General features: G+C 61.2%; 13 protein-coding genes, 1 tRNA gene and 2 pseudogenes. 9 read left to right on the forward strand and 7 right to left on the reverse strand.

Features of this window, described 5'->3' with window-relative positions; all coding sequences use genetic code 11:
- Positions 1-191 precede the first annotated feature (191 nt).
- The gene (locus tag C8N35_RS12920) at positions 192-1208 is read left to right on the forward strand and encodes an NADP-dependent oxidoreductase (RefSeq protein ID WP_107990123.1); all 1017 of its coding nucleotides are present in this window, start codon (positions 192-194) and stop codon (positions 1206-1208) included.
- Positions 1209-1224: 16 nt separating this feature from the next.
- Positions 1225-1524, forward strand: coding sequence for a putative quinol monooxygenase (locus C8N35_RS12925; RefSeq protein ID WP_107990124.1), 300 nt, complete (start codon positions 1225-1227; stop codon positions 1522-1524).
- Between the two features lie 34 nt (positions 1525-1558).
- Here C8N35_RS12925 and C8N35_RS12930 read toward each other — a convergent pair whose 3' ends face one another.
- On the reverse strand, positions 1559-2497 hold the full coding sequence (locus tag C8N35_RS12930) for a LysR family transcriptional regulator (protein WP_107990125.1): 939 nt from the start codon (positions 2495-2497) through the stop codon (positions 1559-1561).
- 92 nt (positions 2498-2589) lie between these two features.
- On the opposite strand from C8N35_RS12930, the gene C8N35_RS12935 reads away from it, so the two are divergent.
- Both C8N35_RS12935 and C8N35_RS12940 read left to right on the forward strand, forming a co-directional pair.
- The gene (locus C8N35_RS12935) at positions 2590-3579 is read left to right on the forward strand and encodes an MBL fold metallo-hydrolase (protein ID WP_170122094.1); all 990 of its coding nucleotides are present in this window, start codon (positions 2590-2592) and stop codon (positions 3577-3579) included.
- Positions 3580-3851: 272 nt separating this feature from the next.
- Complete coding sequence (locus C8N35_RS12940) at positions 3852-4136, forward strand: helix-turn-helix transcriptional regulator (protein WP_107990127.1); 285 nt, start codon at positions 3852-3854, stop codon at positions 4134-4136.
- On the opposite strand, the gene C8N35_RS12945 is transcribed toward C8N35_RS12940, so the two are convergent.
- The 4 genes from C8N35_RS12945 to guaB form a co-directional block, all read right to left on the reverse strand.
- Positions 4102-5358, reverse strand: coding sequence for a tyrosine-type recombinase/integrase (locus C8N35_RS12945; protein ID WP_107990128.1), 1257 nt, complete (start codon positions 5356-5358; stop codon positions 4102-4104). The genes C8N35_RS12940 and C8N35_RS12945 overlap by 35 nt on opposite strands.
- Positions 5359-5652: 294 nt before the next feature.
- Entirely contained in the window at positions 5653-7203 is a 1551-nt protein-coding gene (gene guaA, locus C8N35_RS12950) for a glutamine-hydrolyzing GMP synthase (protein WP_107990129.1), read from the reverse strand.
- Positions 7204-7249: 46 nt separating this feature from the next.
- A complete protein-coding gene (locus C8N35_RS12955; protein WP_107990130.1) occupies positions 7250-8542 on the reverse strand; it encodes an RsmB/NOP family class I SAM-dependent RNA methyltransferase in 1293 nt (430 codons plus the stop codon).
- 54 nt (positions 8543-8596) lie between these two features.
- The gene (guaB, locus tag C8N35_RS12960; RefSeq protein WP_107990131.1) at positions 8597-10099 is read right to left on the reverse strand and encodes an IMP dehydrogenase; all 1503 of its coding nucleotides are present in this window, start codon (positions 10097-10099) and stop codon (positions 8597-8599) included.
- A gap of 356 nt (positions 10100-10455) precedes the next feature.
- On the opposite strand from guaB, the gene C8N35_RS12965 reads away from it, so the two are divergent.
- On the forward strand, positions 10456-11886 hold the full coding sequence (locus tag C8N35_RS12965) for an MFS transporter (RefSeq protein ID WP_245926780.1): 1431 nt from the start codon (positions 10456-10458) through the stop codon (positions 11884-11886).
- A gap of 49 nt (positions 11887-11935) precedes the next feature.
- On the opposite strand, the gene C8N35_RS12970 is transcribed toward C8N35_RS12965, so the two are convergent.
- Both C8N35_RS12970 and C8N35_RS12975 read right to left on the reverse strand, forming a co-directional pair.
- Positions 11936-12640, reverse strand: a complete 705-nt coding sequence (locus C8N35_RS12970) for an RlmE family RNA methyltransferase (protein WP_107990133.1) — start codon at positions 12638-12640, stop codon at positions 11936-11938.
- Between the two features lie 44 nt (positions 12641-12684).
- Positions 12685-14283, reverse strand: coding sequence for a Ppx/GppA phosphatase family protein (locus tag C8N35_RS12975; RefSeq protein ID WP_211200034.1), 1599 nt, complete (start codon positions 14281-14283; stop codon positions 12685-12687).
- Positions 14284-14774: 491 nt separating this feature from the next.
- Between C8N35_RS12975 and C8N35_RS12980 the strand changes: the two genes are divergently transcribed.
- The 4 genes and pseudogenes from C8N35_RS12980 (at position 14775) to C8N35_RS12995 (ending at position 17195) form a co-directional block, all read left to right on the forward strand.
- A tRNA-Gln gene (locus tag C8N35_RS12980) sits at positions 14775-14848 on the forward strand.
- Between the two features lie 107 nt (positions 14849-14955).
- Positions 14956-15150, forward strand: a pseudogene (locus C8N35_RS24505) (DUF6538 domain-containing protein); the annotation flags it as partial.
- A gap of 152 nt (positions 15151-15302) precedes the next feature.
- Positions 15303-15629 (forward strand): annotated as a pseudogene (locus C8N35_RS12990) (IS5 family transposase); the annotation flags it as partial.
- Between the two features lie 486 nt (positions 15630-16115).
- Entirely contained in the window at positions 16116-17195 is a 1080-nt protein-coding gene (locus C8N35_RS12995) for a PLP-dependent cysteine synthase family protein (protein WP_107990135.1), read from the forward strand.
- The last annotated feature ends 96 nt before the right edge of the window (positions 17196-17291 follow it).

Consider the following 17291-nt stretch of genomic DNA (forward strand, 5'->3'; position numbering starts at 1 on the left):
TTTGGGCGACGTCGAACAGGAGGAAAGAAGGTCGCGGGCGACAGCGAGGATGTGATCGTCGCTCTTTCGGGCGCCTGATCTCATGTTGTCACTTGACAAATGGAGCGGTGCGCCGTTTATACGGGGCATCGCTCCACATAATGCGGGGCACTGCTCCAGCTGTAGCACGCTTGCCTCGAAAGGACAAAGCCATGTCGAATGAAACAATGAAAGCCGTCCGGATTCATGCCTTCGGCGGCCCGGAGGTTCTGCAATACGAAGATGCGCCGAAACCCGCGCTTCAGCCGGGCGAGGTCCTGGTTCGCGTCCATGCCATCGGCATCAATCCTCCCGACTGGTACCTGCGCGATGGTTACAGGACGCTTCCCCCGGAATGGCGGCCGCAGGTCGAGTTCCCCCTTATTCTGGGCACCGATATTTCAGGGGTTGTCGAGGCGGTCGCCGAGGATGTTCAAGGCTTTTCCGTCGGCGACGAAGTCTATTCCATGGTCCGCTTTTTCAGTGTCGGGGAAAGCAAGGCCTATGCGGACTATGTCGCCGTGCCGGCGTCGGAGCTGGCACTGAAGCCCGCGGGCATAGATCACATCCATGCCGCCGCCACCCCCATGTCGCTGCTCACCGCCTGGCAGTTCATGGTGGAACTCGGGCACAGCGAACCCAATCCGCTGCAACCAGGCCTGCATCAGCCGGCCCCGCTTCAGGGCAAGACCGTGCTGGTCAACGGAGCCGCGGGCGGCGTCGGGCATTTCGCGGTGCAGGTGGCGAAGCTGAAAGGTGCCCGGGTCATTGCCGTTGCCTCAAGCAAACATGAGGCGACCTTGCGCGACCTCGGCGCCGACGAATTCATCGACTACACCAGGACCCCACCCGAGACCGTGGCTCATGACCTCGATCTTGTTGTTGATGCGCTGGGTGGTCCGACAACGGGTCGTTTTCTGCGAACCCTGAAGCCGGGAGGAGCCTTGTTCCCCGTCTACCCACTGGGCTTTGCGGATGCCGAGGAAGCCGGGAAGCGGGGCATCACGGTCTCCACGACGCAGGTCCGTTCCAGCGGAGCGCACCTGACAGCGCTTGCCCGCTATCTGAATGACGGGACGATCCGCGCGATCATCGACAGCACCTATCCGCTTGCCGAGGCGCGCCAGGCGCATGAACGGGCCGCCAAGGGTCATATCCAGGGAAAGATCGTGCTGACCGTTGGCGATTGAATAAGGGGATACCGACATGCTCATACTCATGGGGTACATTCACATCGATCCGCAAGACGTCCACGCATTCGTCCGCGACGTTCAGGCGATCAGTCTCAGTACGAAGACCGAGGATGGATGCCTGTTCTACGGCTTCACACTGGATGACGGGCCAACGGGACGCTTCCTGGTTGCCGAGCGCTGGCGGGATCAGGACGCGCTGACGGCCCATCTTGCAAGAGCGGAGACGCTGGCGTTCCTGAAGACCTGGGGTGACCGGATGAAAGGTGACCTCCAAACCTACGAGGTGATGGAGGATCTGCCCAGATCAAGTTGAACCGCCGGCTCCTGGCCAAGGCCCGCGCATCGTCTTATGACCCCTCGGGCGCCGCGACCGACCTCAGGTCGCGCGCCAGCTCTATGTCCGGTGTGCGTGCCAGCTCTTCGATGAAGCGATCCATGAACAGGCTGACACGGCGACTGGCAGCCAGACCGGGCGCGCGGATCAGGTAGAGCAGCTTGGGGACCAGAGGGCGCTCGGGCAGAATGATTTCGGCATCGCCGCGAGCCAGAAGGTCGGCCATGAGATATCGGGGCGCCTTCGCGAAGCCCAGATGGTTCTGCACGGCGTGCAGAATGAGATTGGGCATCTGTGCAGCAAAGGAAACGGTGACAGGAGCAGTCCCACCATCGGCAAAGACGATCGTATTTTCGGCAGGATCGTCCCGGTACTGGATGTAGTCGAGGGGAAGCAGGTCCGCCGGTACTTTCGGTCTTCCCACCCGGTCGAGATAGCTGCGCGATGCGACAAGGCAAAGCTCGATCTCGGCCAGTTTGCGCACAGTGCCGTTGCGGGCGCCATCAGTGCTTGCCTGGATCGCCAGATCAAGTCCGGCTTCGACAAGATCGACCAGATCGTCGGTGGCACGGAACTCGATCTTCAGCTTCGGATGGGTGCGGCGCAAATCGGCAAGCACGGGCACGAGCAGGCTTTGCGCCACCAGAAACGCGCAGGCGAGACCCAGGCGACCGTCGGGTGAGGACCGCAGTGCGGCGAGCGCATCCTGCATCTGTGACAGCCGGGCGAGCACCTCGACGCCATGGCTGACGGCCAGGCTGCCCGCTTCGGTCGGGCGCACGCCGTTACGGCCGCGCACGACAAGCGTGAGCCCCAATGACTGCTCCAGGGCGGCAATCTGCTGGCTGACGGCCGGCTGGGTGATGCCGAGACGTCGGGCGGCGGCCGAAAGGGAGCCGGTTTCGCAGGCGGCCACAAGCGATCGCAGGGCGGCAATGTTTTCCATAAGCATGCCTTATGTCTTCTATAAGAGTATCAGTGATACCATAGGCTTATCATTATCTTTACTTATGGATCCGGACAAAACACTCAATGGAAGGATCGATGATGACAGTTTCCAGACGGATTTTCATGCGGGGCGCGGTACTGGCGCCAGCAGCACTTGCAGCGCCGGCGTTGTTGCGTCTTGCACACGCGGCAGAGGCGGAGAGTGTTCGCGCGCCGACGACACCGCAGTTTCAGCGCCGAATGGTGGGCAAAATCGAGGTGATCGCCCTGATGGATGGGATGATCCAACGCCCGAAGGAAATGATTCCCGGCTACGACGAGGCAAAGGCGAGCGCTGCGGCCAAACTGGCGCACAAGCCGCATGATCCGGCAGCCATAGCCATCGGCATCAACGGCTATGTGATCCGCGCCGGGGGTCGGGTGATTGCCGTGGACACCGGCTCCCCCGCAGGCCTGGCGCCGACGCTTGGCGGATGGCACGCGGCGCTGGCGGCGGCAGGCATCGCGACAGATGAGGTCGATACGGTGTTTCTCACCCATCTGCACCCCGATCACGTCGGCGGCATGACGGACCCAAACAGCGGCGCGGCGCGACTGCCCAAGGCACGGATGATCGCATCCGAGGCGGATTGGGCCTTTACCTTCGATGCGGGGGTCTACGCGTCGATGCCGAAAGAGGTTCAGCAGGGACTTGATATGTCACGCGCAATGGTCGCGCCTTATGAAGCAGAAAAGACATTGATCACGCCGGGGGACGAGATCGCGCCGGGTCTGACGAGTGTTGCGATGCCGGGCCATACGCCGGGGCATATGGGGCTGCGGTTGGATAGTGGCCGCGAAAGCCTCCTGATCTGGGGCGATCTGCTGATTGCGCCTGCCTACCAGTTCGCCAATCCGGACTGGGGGTTCGCGCTGGATACAGACAAGGCGGCCGCTGCAGCCACACGGGCCAGGGTCCTGGATATTACGGCGACGGACGGGATGATGGTCGCAGGCATGCATCTGGATTTTCCGGGCTTTGGCTATGTCGAGCGCGCCAAACAGGGCTATGGCTTTTTCGCGGCGCCTTGGGACTACCGGACCTGAAGACATGCCTGCGCTCCCGACGGGATGCAGGCTTTGGGCGCGGGCTGGATGCTGAAGGGAGTTGTGTCTGCCTCGGGCTCCCGTCTAGTCCCGGGCCTCTCACCATCCCGGCTCGTCCATCAGCGCCTATTCGTCGTATGCGGCAACTAGCAGCCGAGAGAAACCCGCCGATGTGTACGCTACGGCCCGAAAATGCCGCACGGCATTTCGGAGGGGCTTCCAGTATCAACATCTATCGTTCTCAATCGCCTTAGCAACGATGGAGATTGAGCATGTCCCAGACCGAAAACATGAAAATTCGGAGAACAATCCGGCGGCACCAATTGCGTGAGATGGTGCCGATGGCTGACAGCACGATTTATGAAATGGAACAACGTGGCGAGTTCCCCCGTCGGTTCGCGCTCTCACCCCGATGCATCGTCTGGGACCTCGCCGAGGTGGAGGCTTGGCTGATGGCACGGCGGGCTGCGCCGATCCGGCGGGCACAACACCCTGATGTCACCAAGCGGAAAACCCGCCCCGTCAAAGGGCGGGATCAAGCTCCATCAAGGGCATAGCTTGCGGCAGAAGCGTTGGGGCGTGCTTCCGACCGTCGATCCAGGCGTCGACGGTATCCGCCCACTGCTGCATCATATGCCGGCGCTGCACCTCATATTCGGCCTTGTTGTAGACGCCGCGCGATGAACGCCCGTCCTCGTGCGCCAGGCACTTTTCGATCCAGTCGCTGTTAAAGCCCAGCTCATTTAGCAGCGTCGAGCCCGTTCGCCGCAGATCATGGACCGTGAAAGGCTCGAGCGGCAGCCCCTCCTTTTTGGCCTGTTCGACGACGGCGTAGGTGATGCGGTTGAAGGTCGCACGCGACATCGGCGCGTCCGCGTCGTACCGGGACGGCAACAGATATCGGGAATTGCCGGAACAGGTCTTGAGCGCGATCATGATGTCCAACGTCTGTCGGCACAGGTAGACGTTGTGCGGCTTCGACCGCTTCATGCGCTCCTTCGGGATCGTCCAGACGGCGTTGTCGAAATCGATCTCGTCCCACACCGCATCCTGCAACTCACTTTTCCGGACCATTGTGAGGAGGAAAAGTTTCATGCCGAGGCGGATTGTCGGTAGCGTCGCGACATGCTCGAGCTGTTTGAACATGATGCGGATCTCGGCGGGCGAAAGCGCGCGGTCCTTTGGCGTAAAAGTGGCGATCGAGGCCGGGCCTACGTCATCGGCCGGGTTGGCGACCTTCTCACCGTGGAGAATGGCGAAGCCGTAGATTTGCTTCAGGATATCCCTCACGTGAATGGCGGTGGCAGGCGCTCCCCGTTCGACGATCTTGCCGCAGTGAGCGCGCAGATCATCGGGAGTGATCTCTGTCAGGAGACGATTCCGCCAGACGGGCATGAGTTCGCGCTCAAAGATAGAGCGACGCATCGCACGCGTGCTGTCGGCCATGGTCGCATTGGTCAGCCATTTCTCGCCGAACTGGCCGAAGCTCTTTGCTTCCTTGATCCGGCGCTTCTCCCGCTGCTTCTCGATGGCGGGAGACCGCCCCTCGGCGATCGCCCGGCGCGCATCGATGCATAACTCGCGAGCCCTGGCGAGCGATATCCCGTCACGGGCATACCTACCGAGATAGACGGTCTCCCGCCTGCCGTTCAGCCGATAGTCGAGCCTGAACGAGATGGCGCCCGACGGTGCGACGCGCACATACATGCCGTCACGATCGGATACCTTGTACATTTTGGCTTTTGGTTTCAGGCACTTAAGTGCTGCATCGGTCAACATTTCGGGTCTCCTCGCGGAAAAGTACCGTCACGCGGTTTTTGGAGGCCGATGGCGCATAAAACGCTTATACTTCAGCGCCTTAAATCGAAAAAAGTACCGTCATGAGCCTCATTGCTCCTGACGGTACTTTCGTTTTTCCGGTTGATCAATGGGGGCGAGGCCCGTCAGCGAGGCCGCCGAATACGATCTATGCCCACCGATAGATATCGATAGACACAGGAGTAATTTATTTTTATTTTCAGTGTGTTAGATCGTATTTCAGCGTAAAATCGGCGGCGTTTGGAGGGGCCTGAATCATTCCCACTCAATGGTTCCCGGGGGCTTGGAGGTGATGTCGTAGGTGCAGCGGTTGATGCCCTTCACCTCGTTGATGATCCGGGTCGCCGTTTCGCCCAGGAACTCATGGCCGAACGGATAGTAATCCGCCGTCATGCCGTCGACCGAGGTCACGGCGCGCAGGGCGCAGGCGTAGTCGTAGGTGCGACCATCGCCCATCACACCGACCGTACGCACCGGCAGGATCGCCACGAAAGCCTGCCAGATGGCATCGTAAAGACCGTGCTTGCGGATCTGGTCGATGAAAACGGCATCCGCCTGGCGCAGGATCTCCAGCTTCTCCCGAGTGATCTCACCCGGGCAGCGGATGGCAAGCCCCGGCCCCGGGAACGGGTGCCGGCCGATAAAGTGATCCGGAAGACCAAGCTCACGGCCAAGCTCACGAACTTCGTCCTTGAAGAGTTCGCGCAGCGGCTCGACAAGCTTCAGCCCCATCTTCTCCGGCAGGCCGCCCACATTGTGATGCGACTTGATCGTCACCGATGGACCGCCGGAGAACGACACGCTTTCGATCACGTCCGGATAGAGCGTGCCTTGCGCCAGGAATTCCGCACCGTCGATCTCGCTCGCGTGCTTCTGGAACACGTCGATGAACAGCTTGCCGATCGTCTTGCGCTTGACCTCGGGATCAGAAACGCCTTCCAGCGCATTGAGGAACAGGTCCTGCTCCTCGGCATGGATGAGCCGCATGTTGTAGTGGTCGCGGAACATGGTCACGACCTCTTCGGCCTCGTTCAGCCGCAGCAGTCCATGGTCGACAAAGACACAGGTCAACTGCTCGCCGATCGCCTCGTGGATGAGGACCGCCGCCACGGAGCTGTCGACTCCGCCCGACAGGCCGCAGATAACCTTCTTGTCGCCCACCTGCTCACGGATACGGGCGATCGCTTCCGCCCGGTAGTGCCCCATCGTCCAGTCGCGCTTGCAGCCGGCGACCTCGACGAAGTTCTCGTAAAGCGTCTTGCCGTTCGGAGTGTGGTGTACCTCAGGGTGAAACTGCACCGCGTAGAAGTGACGCGCCACATCAGCCGTTATGGCAAAGGGCGCGTTGGGCGATGTGCCATAAACCTCGAAGCCCGGGGCGATCTCGCTGACGTGATCGCCGTGGCTCATCCAGACCTGCTCGCGCTCCCCTTCGAACCAGCCCTTCAGCAGGTCGAGCTTGCCGTTCTTGGGAACAACATAGGCGCGACCGAACTCTGCCGTCTTGTGACCGCGCTCAACGGTTCCGCCGAGCATGTACATCATAGCCTGCTGGCCGTAGCAGATCCCCAGCACGGGAACGCCGATCTCGAATACTGCCGGCGGCGGCAAGGGCGCCCCTTCGGCGAAGACCGAAGCCGGCCCGCCGGACAGGACGATCGCCTTCGGGTTGAAATCGGCGAGAAAGGCGTCGTCGACCTTTTGGAACGGATGGATCTCGCAATAGACATTGAGCTCTCTCAGGCGCCGGGCGATGAGCTGTGTAACCTGGGAACCGAAGTCGATGATGAGAATGCGATCGGTCATTGAGCGGCCTGTTCGTGGCGAGAGGGAGCGTAAATCGGCAGAACGTTCATGCGTTCTTGGTCATCACGGCGACAAAGAAGCCGTCCGTGCCGGTGGAAGCGGGCGTCATGGTGATGGTCTTCATGTCCGCGGACCAGGGATGCGGCTTGTCGAAACCGAACGTGTCTTGCCACACCTCCCCGACCGAGACGATCTCGAAGTCCTCGTTCGCTTCGGTAAAGCGGTAGACCTGTTCCTCATTTTCCTCCGCCAAAACCGAACAGGTGGCGTAGATGAGAAAACCACCCGGCTTGACGAAGGCGGACGCGATGCCGAGCGCCTGCTCCTGTTCGGCGATGCGGTCTTCGAGCGCGGGTTCGGTAAGCCGCCACTTGGCGTCCGGCCTCCGCCGCCACACGCCGGTGCCGGTGCAAGGCGCATCGACCAGAACCCGGTCCATGCGGCCCACCAGATCGTCCAGCGCGCCTTCGGATGGCTGGCGCACCTGAATGTTGCGCGCACCGGCGCGCGCGATGCGTTCATGGATCGGCGCCAACCTCAGCTTGTCGCTGTCGTAGGCATAGATCTGGCCCCGGTTTTCCATCGCGGCCGCCAGCGCCAGCGTCTTGCCACCACCGCCCGCGCAGAAATCCAGCACCTGTTCTCCGGCCTGTGCGAACACAAGCAACGCAGCAATCTGGCTCGCTTCGTCCTGAAGCTCGAACCACCCCTTGCGGTAGCCCTCTTCCGCCTGGACATGCGGCATGCGCGCAGCCCCTGGGCGCGGCTTCAGACGTACGCCGGTCGACGCGATCAAGGTCGGCTCGGCTCCCAAGGATCCCAGCCGTTTCAATACCTTCTCGCGGGTCGCCTTCAACGTATTGACGCGCAGATCGATGGGAGCCCTCTCCGAAAGCGCAGCGCCTTCGGCAACGGCCTCGTCATCGAAATTGTCCGAAAACGATGGCCAGAGCCATTCCGGGATATCAGCTCTCACCCAATCCGGTGCGCCTTCAAGGGAGTTGGCGGCAATCGCCGCCTTTTCCTTGTCGCTCAAGAGATCAGGCGCATGCCGATCGTCCGCGAGGGCTCTCTCCACCGCCGCGACGTCGTTGCCCCACTCGAGCGCGTAGACCCCCAAAACCAGGTCGCGCGCACTCTCCGAGCCCATGCGCCAGGCAAGCGAGGATCGTTTGCGCAGGACGTCGAAGACCAGGTTGCCGATGACCGTACGATCGCCGGATCCGGCGAAACGGTGGCTCGTGCCCCAATCCTTCAACGCTTCCTGCACCGGGCGGCGCCGGTTTTCGATATCCTCGATGACCTCGATTGCCGCCGCAAGGCGACCGCCGTCCTTCATACCATGATCCCTTTGCGCACGCGGCGCGTTAGACGTGTCCGCAGCCCCTCGCCGTCAGATATGCGAGGGGTAGTTCGGGCTTTCGCGCGTGATCGTGACATCGTGCGCATGGCTCTCGCGCAACGAAGCAGACGTGATGCGCACGAAGCGGGCTTTCTCCTGAAAGTCCGTGAGCGTTTTCGCGCCCGTATACCCCATTGCAGCCCGCAGTCCACCCGCAAGTTGGTGCAACACACTGGAAAGAGCGCCCTTGTAGGGCACCTGCCCTTCGATGCCTTCCGGCACAAGCTTCAGTGTGTCGCGCACCTCCGCCTGGAAGTACCGGTCGGCAGACCCGCGTGCCATGGCACCCACCGAGCCCATTCCGCGATAGGCCTTATAGGAGCGCCCCTGGTGCAGATAAACCTCACCGGGGCTTTCGTCCGTCCCGGCCAACAGCGAACCGATCATCGCACAAGAGGCGCCTGCGGCCAGGGCCTTCGCCAGATCGCCGGAGTACTTGATGCCGCCATCGGCTATGATAGGAACGCCTTCCTTGTTCGCAACCGCAACCGCTTCAAGAATGGCGGAAAGCTGGGGCATACCCACGCCCGCGACGATACGCGTCGTGCAGATCGACCCCGGGCCGATGCCGACCTTGACCGCATCCGCCCCCGCATCGATCAGCGCCTTTGTCGCATCGGCGGTCGCCACGTTGCCGGCCAGCACCTGCACCGCGTTGGAGAGCTTCTTGACCTGCGTTACCGTTTCCAGAACGCGCTGCGAATGACCGTGCGCGGTATCGACGACGAGCAAATCGACGCCCGCTTCGATCAGCCGTTCCGCCCGCGAAAATCCTTCGTCACCGACACTGGTCGCCGCAGCAACGAGCAACCGGCCCTGAGCGTCCTTGGACGCGTTCGGATTGAGATGCGCCTTCTCGATGTCCTTCACGGTCACGAGACCGATGCAGTCGTAATCCGCGTTGACCACGAGCAGCTTCTCGATCCGGTGCTGGTGAAGAAGCCGTTTTGCTTCTTCCTGGCAAACCGTTTCCCGGACCGTGACCAGCCCTTCCCGCGTCATGAGCTCATAAATGCGCTGCTCGGGATTTGAGGCGAAGCGGACATCACGATTGGTGAGGATACCGACGAGCCGGCCCACATGCTGGCCGCCTGCGCCGCCATTCTCGACGACGGGAATGCCGGAAATCTTGTGCCGTTCCATCAGGTCCAGCGCGTCCTTCAAGGTCGCGTCTGGCCCGATCACCACCGGGTTCACAACCATGCCCGACTCGAACTTCTTGACCTGGCGGACTTCCTCCGACTGCTGGTCATGGGTCATGTTCTTGTGAATGACACCGATGCCGCCGGCCTGGGCCATGGCAATGGCCAGCTTCGATTCGGTCACCGTATCCATCGCGGACGAGAGAATAGGCAGGTTGAGTTCAATGGCGCGGGTAACGCGCGAGCGCAAATCCGTCTCGCCGGGAAGCACTTCGGAGTGCCCCGGCAAAAGCAGCACATCATCGAATGTGAGTGCTTCGCGGCTTTGGGAAGGTTCGTAGAAGGCAGGCATCGCCAAGTCCCCTTAAATAAAACGGCTCGCGCCGCTCGCCTTGGGAGGAAGACGGGCGGGCGCCGAATCTCTGCGGTCCCGGAGGAGTTGGCGCGGGTCAATACCATGCACGCCCAATGATGGAAAGCGTAATCGACGCGGCAGCGGCCTTGCCCCCGCGTCGCGAGAGCGGATAAGACGTCGCTTGCCGGATGCGACAGAGCGCCTAAATTCTGTCATAAGCTGGAGATGGAACGCCAGCCCCCCGCCATCGCTTCCCATCACCACGAACAAGAAAGCCGGCTGGCCGTGACGGCATCCGCAATGGAAGTGCGGTCCCTGTCGTCACACGATCGCTTGGAATCAGGACCCTTCCGTTGACTCCCCGACAACGCATCGTCGCCCTCACCGTAGCTTGCGCGCTGTTCATGCAGACGCTGGATTCCAGCGTTCTGGGTACAGCCCTGCCGGCGATCGGACGCGACTTCGATCTCGATCCCGTGCGTTTGCATCTGGCGATGACGTCCTACCTGATCGCACTCGCCATCTTCATGCCCATGAGCGGCTGGATCGCGGATCGATACGGGACGCGCAACGTGTTGCGGGTGGCCATCGTTGTTTTCGTCGGCGCATCCGTTGGCTGCGGCTATTCCACATCGATCCTGGAGCTGGTTCTCATGCGCATCGTCCAGGGACTGGGCGGAGCGATGATGGTCCCGGTGGCACGTCTCGCGTTGTTGCGCGCCGTTCCCAAATCCTCGCTGGTACAGGCGATGACATGGGTTTCGGTGCCCGCCCTGCTCGGCCCGGTGGTCGGCCCGCCATTGGGCGGGTTCCTGGTTACATACGCAAGCTGGCCCTGGATTTTCTGGATCAACGTGCCCATCGGACTCATCGGCATATTGCTGGCCACCATCTTTTTCGAAAACCTGCGGGCGCCCGACATCGCGAAATTCGATCGCATCGGCTTCGTCCTGTCCGCCACGGCCGTTGGCGGTATCCTGTTCGGACTTGAACTCGCGCCTCGCTCGGGCACAGCGACGCTGCCCGGATACGGGCTGCTGGCGATCGGCATCATCTCAGCACTCCTCTACGCCAGGCACGCCCGGCGGCATCAGGCGCCGATCATCGACCTGTCGCTCCTCAAGATATCGACGTTTCGTGTCTCGATCTTCGCGGGCTCGCTTTTCCGCATTGGCATCGGCGCGATCCCGTTCTTGTTGCCGCTGATGCTTCAGCAAGCCTACGGCCGCTCCGCGCTCTCCTCTGGTCTCATCACCTTTTCCGCCGCGGCCGGCGCCATCGCCATGAAGTTCGTCGCCCCGCGCGCCCTCGCCACGGCAGGATTTCGCAAGACCCTGACCTGGAACGCGGCGATAGCAGGTGTCTCGATCGCGATCGTGGCGGCGTTCAGTGACACCACACCGGCCTTCGTCATGCTGTTGGTGCTGTTCGTTGGCGGGTTCTTCCGTTCGCTGCAGTTCACGGCGCTCAACGCCATCGGCTTCGCCGACCTCGACGACGCGCAGATGAGCCGGGCAACCGGGTTTTCGGCAATGGTGCAGCAACTGTCGCTCTCGATCGGCGTCAGTATCGGCGCGCTTATATTGCAGGTTCTGCCCTATCTGCGGAGCGAGCAGACAGCAGCTGAAAGCGACTACTCGATCGCGTTTCTTTGCGTCGGGGCGTTGGTGGCGACGTCCGCCCTCGCCTTCGCACGGCTGGAGGCCGATGCGGGGCAGGCTGTCTCAGGCCATGCCGCGACCGTTGGAGGCGTGAACAGACCACCCTCGGATCCGCGAACCTGAGAGCACCACATGAGGGCCTTTGTGCCCGCGCCTCCCATGACAGCCCGCGTCAGTCTTCCGCCTTACCGCGAAACCCCTTGGCGAGAACGAAAAGCTCCGGACTTTCCTTGCGGCTGGACGGCGGCTTGAGATGGTGCACGGAGACATATTCCTTCTTCAGTTCCGCCAGCAGCGCGTTCTCCGTGCCGCCACGAAAGACCTTGGAAAGAAAAACCCCGCCGGGCACCAGCACCTCGCGGGCAAAATCTGCGGCCACCTCGAACAGATGCGTCGTGCGCAAATGGTCCGTCTGCTTGTGGCCCGTGGTCGGCGCGGCCATGTCGGACAGCACGAGATCTGCCTTGTGGCCACCCAGCGCATTTTTCAGCGCGTCGGGGGCATCATCGTCCAGAAAGTCCTTTTTCAGGAAGATGACACCGGGGATCTCGTCCATGTCGAGGAAATCGATCGCGACCACATGAGGATCCTCATCCGTGGACCCGACGCGATCGGCGACGATCTGGCTCCAGCCGCCGGGCGCGGCGCCAAGGTCCACCACCCGCATGCCGGGTTTGATGAAATCGTGCTTTTCGTTGATTTCCAGAAGTTTGAAGACGGCGCGCGAGCGATAGCCTTCCTGCTTCGCACGCCGCACATAGGGGTCATTCAGCTGGCGCTGCAGCCACCTCGTGGACGAAGACCGGCGCCCGCGTGCGGTCTTCACCCGCACATGCATTCCCCGGTCGCCACTTCCGCGTTTGTCGTCGCCGCTCATTTCCGCTCCAAAATCAGATTCGTATCGGTCACACTTCGGCCCGGTCAGTGGCGCGAGCGACCCGACGTGCGACCCTTGCGGTCCGCCGCCATCAGTTCCATCAGGATGCCCTCGCGCAAGCCGCGATCCGCAACGCGAAGCCTCTTGCATGGCCAGCGCCGCCTGATGGCTTCAAGTATCGCGCAACCTGCAAGCACGAGATCGGCGCGATCCGCACCGATGCAGGGATTGTCCACGCGCTCCTCATAAGGCATCGCGAGCAGCCTGGCGATCATCGCGGAAACATCAGCATCCGCGAGCCATGCCCCATCCACCCGTCGCCGGTCGTAGCGTTCCAGTCCGAGATGGACGCCGGCAAGCGTCGTCACAGTGCCGGAGGTCCCCAGCATATGAACATCGCCTGAACTGATCGCCTCGCTCAGCATCGAGCCCATCGTGAAGGAAGTCAGGTGTTGCGACACGTCCTCCACCATCGCCTCGAAGCATTCAGGCCCGACCTGGGTGCCGCCGTGACGCTCCGCGAGCGTCACCACGCCGAGCGGCAGCGAAGTCCAATGACGGATGAACCGCGTTAGCGCAAGGCCGCGAGCGCCACACCGGTTGCGAAGGTCGAGCCAGACGAGTTCCGACGACCCGCCTCCGATATCGAAAAGCACCACGCCATCTGCATCCGGAGCCACGAGAGACGTACACCCAGCGACGGCGAGCCGTGCTTCCGTCTCTCTCGTGACGATCTCGAGCGAAAGCCCCGTCTCCTTTCGGACCCGTTCGATGAACAGTGGCCCGTTTTCCGCCGCGCGGCATGCTTCGGTCGCGATCAGCCGCATGCGCACGGGACTGCCGCACTGAACCAGCTTGTCCCGGCAAACCGCCAACGCCTCGACAGCACGCTCCATCGCGGCATCGGAAAGCCGGTGAGAGGCGCCGATCCCCTCACCGAGCCGCACGATGCGCGAGTAGGCGTCGACCACACGAAACGCGCGACCTTCCGGTTTGGCGACGAGAAGGCGGCAATTGTTGGTTCCAAGGTCGAGCGCCGCATAGAGAATGCCGCGATAGCCACCCGCACGCGGATTTCGCTCTGCCCTCGCCAGCCGCACCTCGCCTGCAGCCGGTCGCACGGAGGCTTCAGCGCCCCCCACATTCGAGTGCCATTCCTTTTGAAGGCCGGACCTGTGCGGCGATTCCCGACGTCGTGCATCAGCGGCAACGACCGGCCGATCGCGGCGAGGTCCGCAATCCCCGGCCCGTGTCGATTGACCATTCGTGGAACCGCCCGCAGCAACGCGCGTCACGATCCCGGCGGCAGCGCCCCCCCCGGCAACGGTGCCCGCGGCTTCTTTGCCCGCGACCGACAACGGACGGGCCCCGGATGCACCGACGCCGCCATGCCGCCGATTCCGGCGACGTTTGGTTTTCTGCTTGCGCTCTCCACCCGGCGAACACCCATCGGAATCAGCCTGAGCCTGCGTCTTCGGGCCGGCTTGAAGCCCGCCTTTCGACACAGACGCATCGGTTCCGACACGTTTGCCCGACTTGCGGGCCCGGGCGCGCTTGCGGCGTTTCGCTCGCTTGTGCGCGCTTTTCGTGTTCGCGTTGGCGGAAGGCTGGCGGGCGGGCCCGCCGTCTTCCGAATCGCTCAAGGTCTCGAACCTCTTGATCGCGCGGCGCTTCCTGCAACGGAGCGGCTTCGGCGACCTACAGTTGCTTAGTTGTGCACAAGTCTATCACCTCTTCCCTCGGCCGCAACCGGCAAGCCGACCATCATGAGAACTGACGAAATCGGATGCCATACAACCCGATCGTCGGATGCCGATTCCGGGCACGGATTGTTCCCCTCCCGCCACCAAATCACTTGTTTCGGGAACCCGTCCGGAAATGTGTCCGGGTTGAAATCTGGCGACGTTCTCCCACGTTTGCTGGTGGAGTGTTGGGCACATCGTTCCGTCCGGGAACACATCCTTGTCGAAAACAGTGAATGGAGTGGTTGATTGTCTCTCACCTCCACGCTATAAGGCGCCCCGTTCACTGGCGACGACGTCGGAGGGCAGCGAAATTGGAATTGAAGCCGTTTCGCAAAGTGTTGAAAGAACAGCGTGTTGAATGACTTGAGCATGTTTCTTTCAGCGATCACTGGGGAATAGGTTAACGGTAGACCCGCAGACTCTGACTCTGTTAGTCCTGGTTCGAATCCAGGTTCCCCAGCCAACTCTTTCCAACGCATTGATATCATTGATGAAATTCGGACAAGCACTCCGGATTATCGGCTGAATCGACCGACTGATGCCCATAACTGATGCCCAGGACTGGTCCCCATCGGGGGCCGTCCGAGCTTTCGGAAACATTGGGCAACGGCTCGATATCACGCAGTCCCAAACCTCCAGCGCCGCGGTAACATCTGGTATTGGCGCCCTCGCCTGCCTCGGCATATTTCTCAAGCCGACCTTAACCAGAAGCTGTCATTCAGTCTGAGGCAGTCCGACCATGACCACGCGCGCTACATGGCGCTGCGGCTCAACACGCTGCTTGCCGAACTGAAACTCCGACAGCCATGCGCATCGATGACCAAAGACAAGCTGAAGCGGCTCTTTCAGGCCGAGCTTACCCGCATGAACGCGATGATGGACGACATCGTCACCGCGGCTCAGGCCACGGGCACGCCCCCGGCAATGTCGCAGATACATCGCTCGCCATTCCGCTTCTGGAAGGGTTCGCTCCGCCGCGCCGGTTACTGGCTGACAAGGCCTACGATGCCGATAGCCTGCGCAACTGGCTCAAGCAGAAGAACATCAAGGCCATCATTCCCTCAAGCGCCGCACGGCGAACGCCCTATCCTTTGGATCAGAAGGCTTACAGGCGCAGAAACGTCATCGAACGCCTGTTCGGCAGGCTCAAGAACTGGCGCCGCGTCGCAACTCGATACGACAGGCTCGCCAGAAACTATTTGGCTGCTCTCGCCCTCGTTTCCATCATCATCGCTTGGATTTGAATGAGTCCTCAACCTAGGTCGCCGTCTCCTCACCCTTCAGGGCTTCCAGCGCGACCGTGGCCTTGAACTCCGGCGCGTGCTGCTTGCGTTTCGACATCGCTGATCGCCTTCTCGTCGAAGACCAGAAGCCTGCAAATCATAGCTTATGTCGGCGTCCGAATTTCGGGGAGGTAGCTCAGCCTCAGCGCTGTCTGTCGGCTCGTAGAAAATGCCATTGCCTCTGTGGTCAACGAGCTACCTGCTTGCCTGATATGCCAGAAAGAGCTTGTATTAGGGCGATCGCCGCACCCTTCTATAATATCATCGACAAAATATTCCAAGAAACACAAATATATTCTGAATTATTACATCTTCTTATTCACTTAAAAATTATTTTTCATTATGTTATTTACATGTTTTACAATTATATTTTTGTGAATATAATATTATTCTGCAGTTCAGCAGCATACGCGAGATTCTTATATTTGTTTCCAGGGAGGCGAGAACATGGATTTGAAGATTGGAAATACCCCGGTAGTCGGTATCAAGAACAGGCGCGGCGCCCGTATTATGGCGAAACTCGAACAGCTCAATCCCGGTGGCAGCATCAAGGACAGAATTGCGCTCACCATGATCGAGGAAGCGGAAGCGCGTGGGCAGCTGCACCCTGGAATGTCGATTATTGAAAGTTCCTCGGGAAACACCGCGGTTGGCCTGGCGATGATTGCGCGCAGCAAGGGCTACACCGTCTATGCGGTCTGCGACCAAAACGTACCTGCGGGAAAGCTGACCCGCATCGCGGCTTTGGGTGCCCATATTATCTATCTGCCACCGACGCCTCCGGGCTTTGATTCCGTGGAATTGAGGATCGCTATTGCCGACACCCTGGCGGCGGAGCTGCCCGATGCGATTTCGACCTCGCAATTCTCCAATCCCGACAATCCCCTGGCGCACGAACTGGGAACCGGCCCGGAAATATGGGAGCAAACGGGCGGCGAGGTGACACGCATTGTTGCAGCGGTCGGCACCTGTGGCACGATAACGGGTGTGGGTCATTTCCTGAAAGCTCGAAAACCAGGTATCGAGATCCGCGCCGTGGAACCCCGGGGATCGGTGATTTTCGGCGGGGAGCGCGGCAACTTTCTGATACAGGGCGGCGGACTGTCCTTCATTCCGGCCAATCTCGATATCTCGATCGTCGACACGAGTACCCATGTCACCGATGCGGAGGCGATTTCGGCGATCTATCGGTTCGCCGACGAGACGGGCGTGCTGGTGGGAGGGACGGCTGGTTGGGTTCTGCACGATCTCTACCGCCTGTGTGAGGAAGCGTCAGCGAATGATGTCATCGTCGGCATCCTTCCCGATGGCGCAGATCGTTACCTGGACACCATCTATTCACCCGATTGGCTGAAACGGAACGGCTTTGCCCTTCCCGCTCGCTCGTCCGCGCCTTCAGTCATGAACCGGATCGCTGGCGATCTCGGATGCACCGTTAACACCGTCGAAGGCGGCGGGCGGACCAGTGTCGACGCCTTGTACATGATGATGGGCCTGCCCCTGCCGGAAACCTTGCTCGACGCGTAAAGCTATCGCCAGAACTCGGCCAACACCGCTTCCCAGGCGGCACGACAAGCGCCTGCGGAACCCGAAAGGGAAAGGACCGGATACCGGTTTCCCGGC

This window comes from Breoghania corrubedonensis, from assembly GCF_003053845.1.
Taxonomy (GTDB): Bacteria; Pseudomonadota; Alphaproteobacteria; order Rhizobiales; family Stappiaceae; genus Breoghania; species Breoghania corrubedonensis.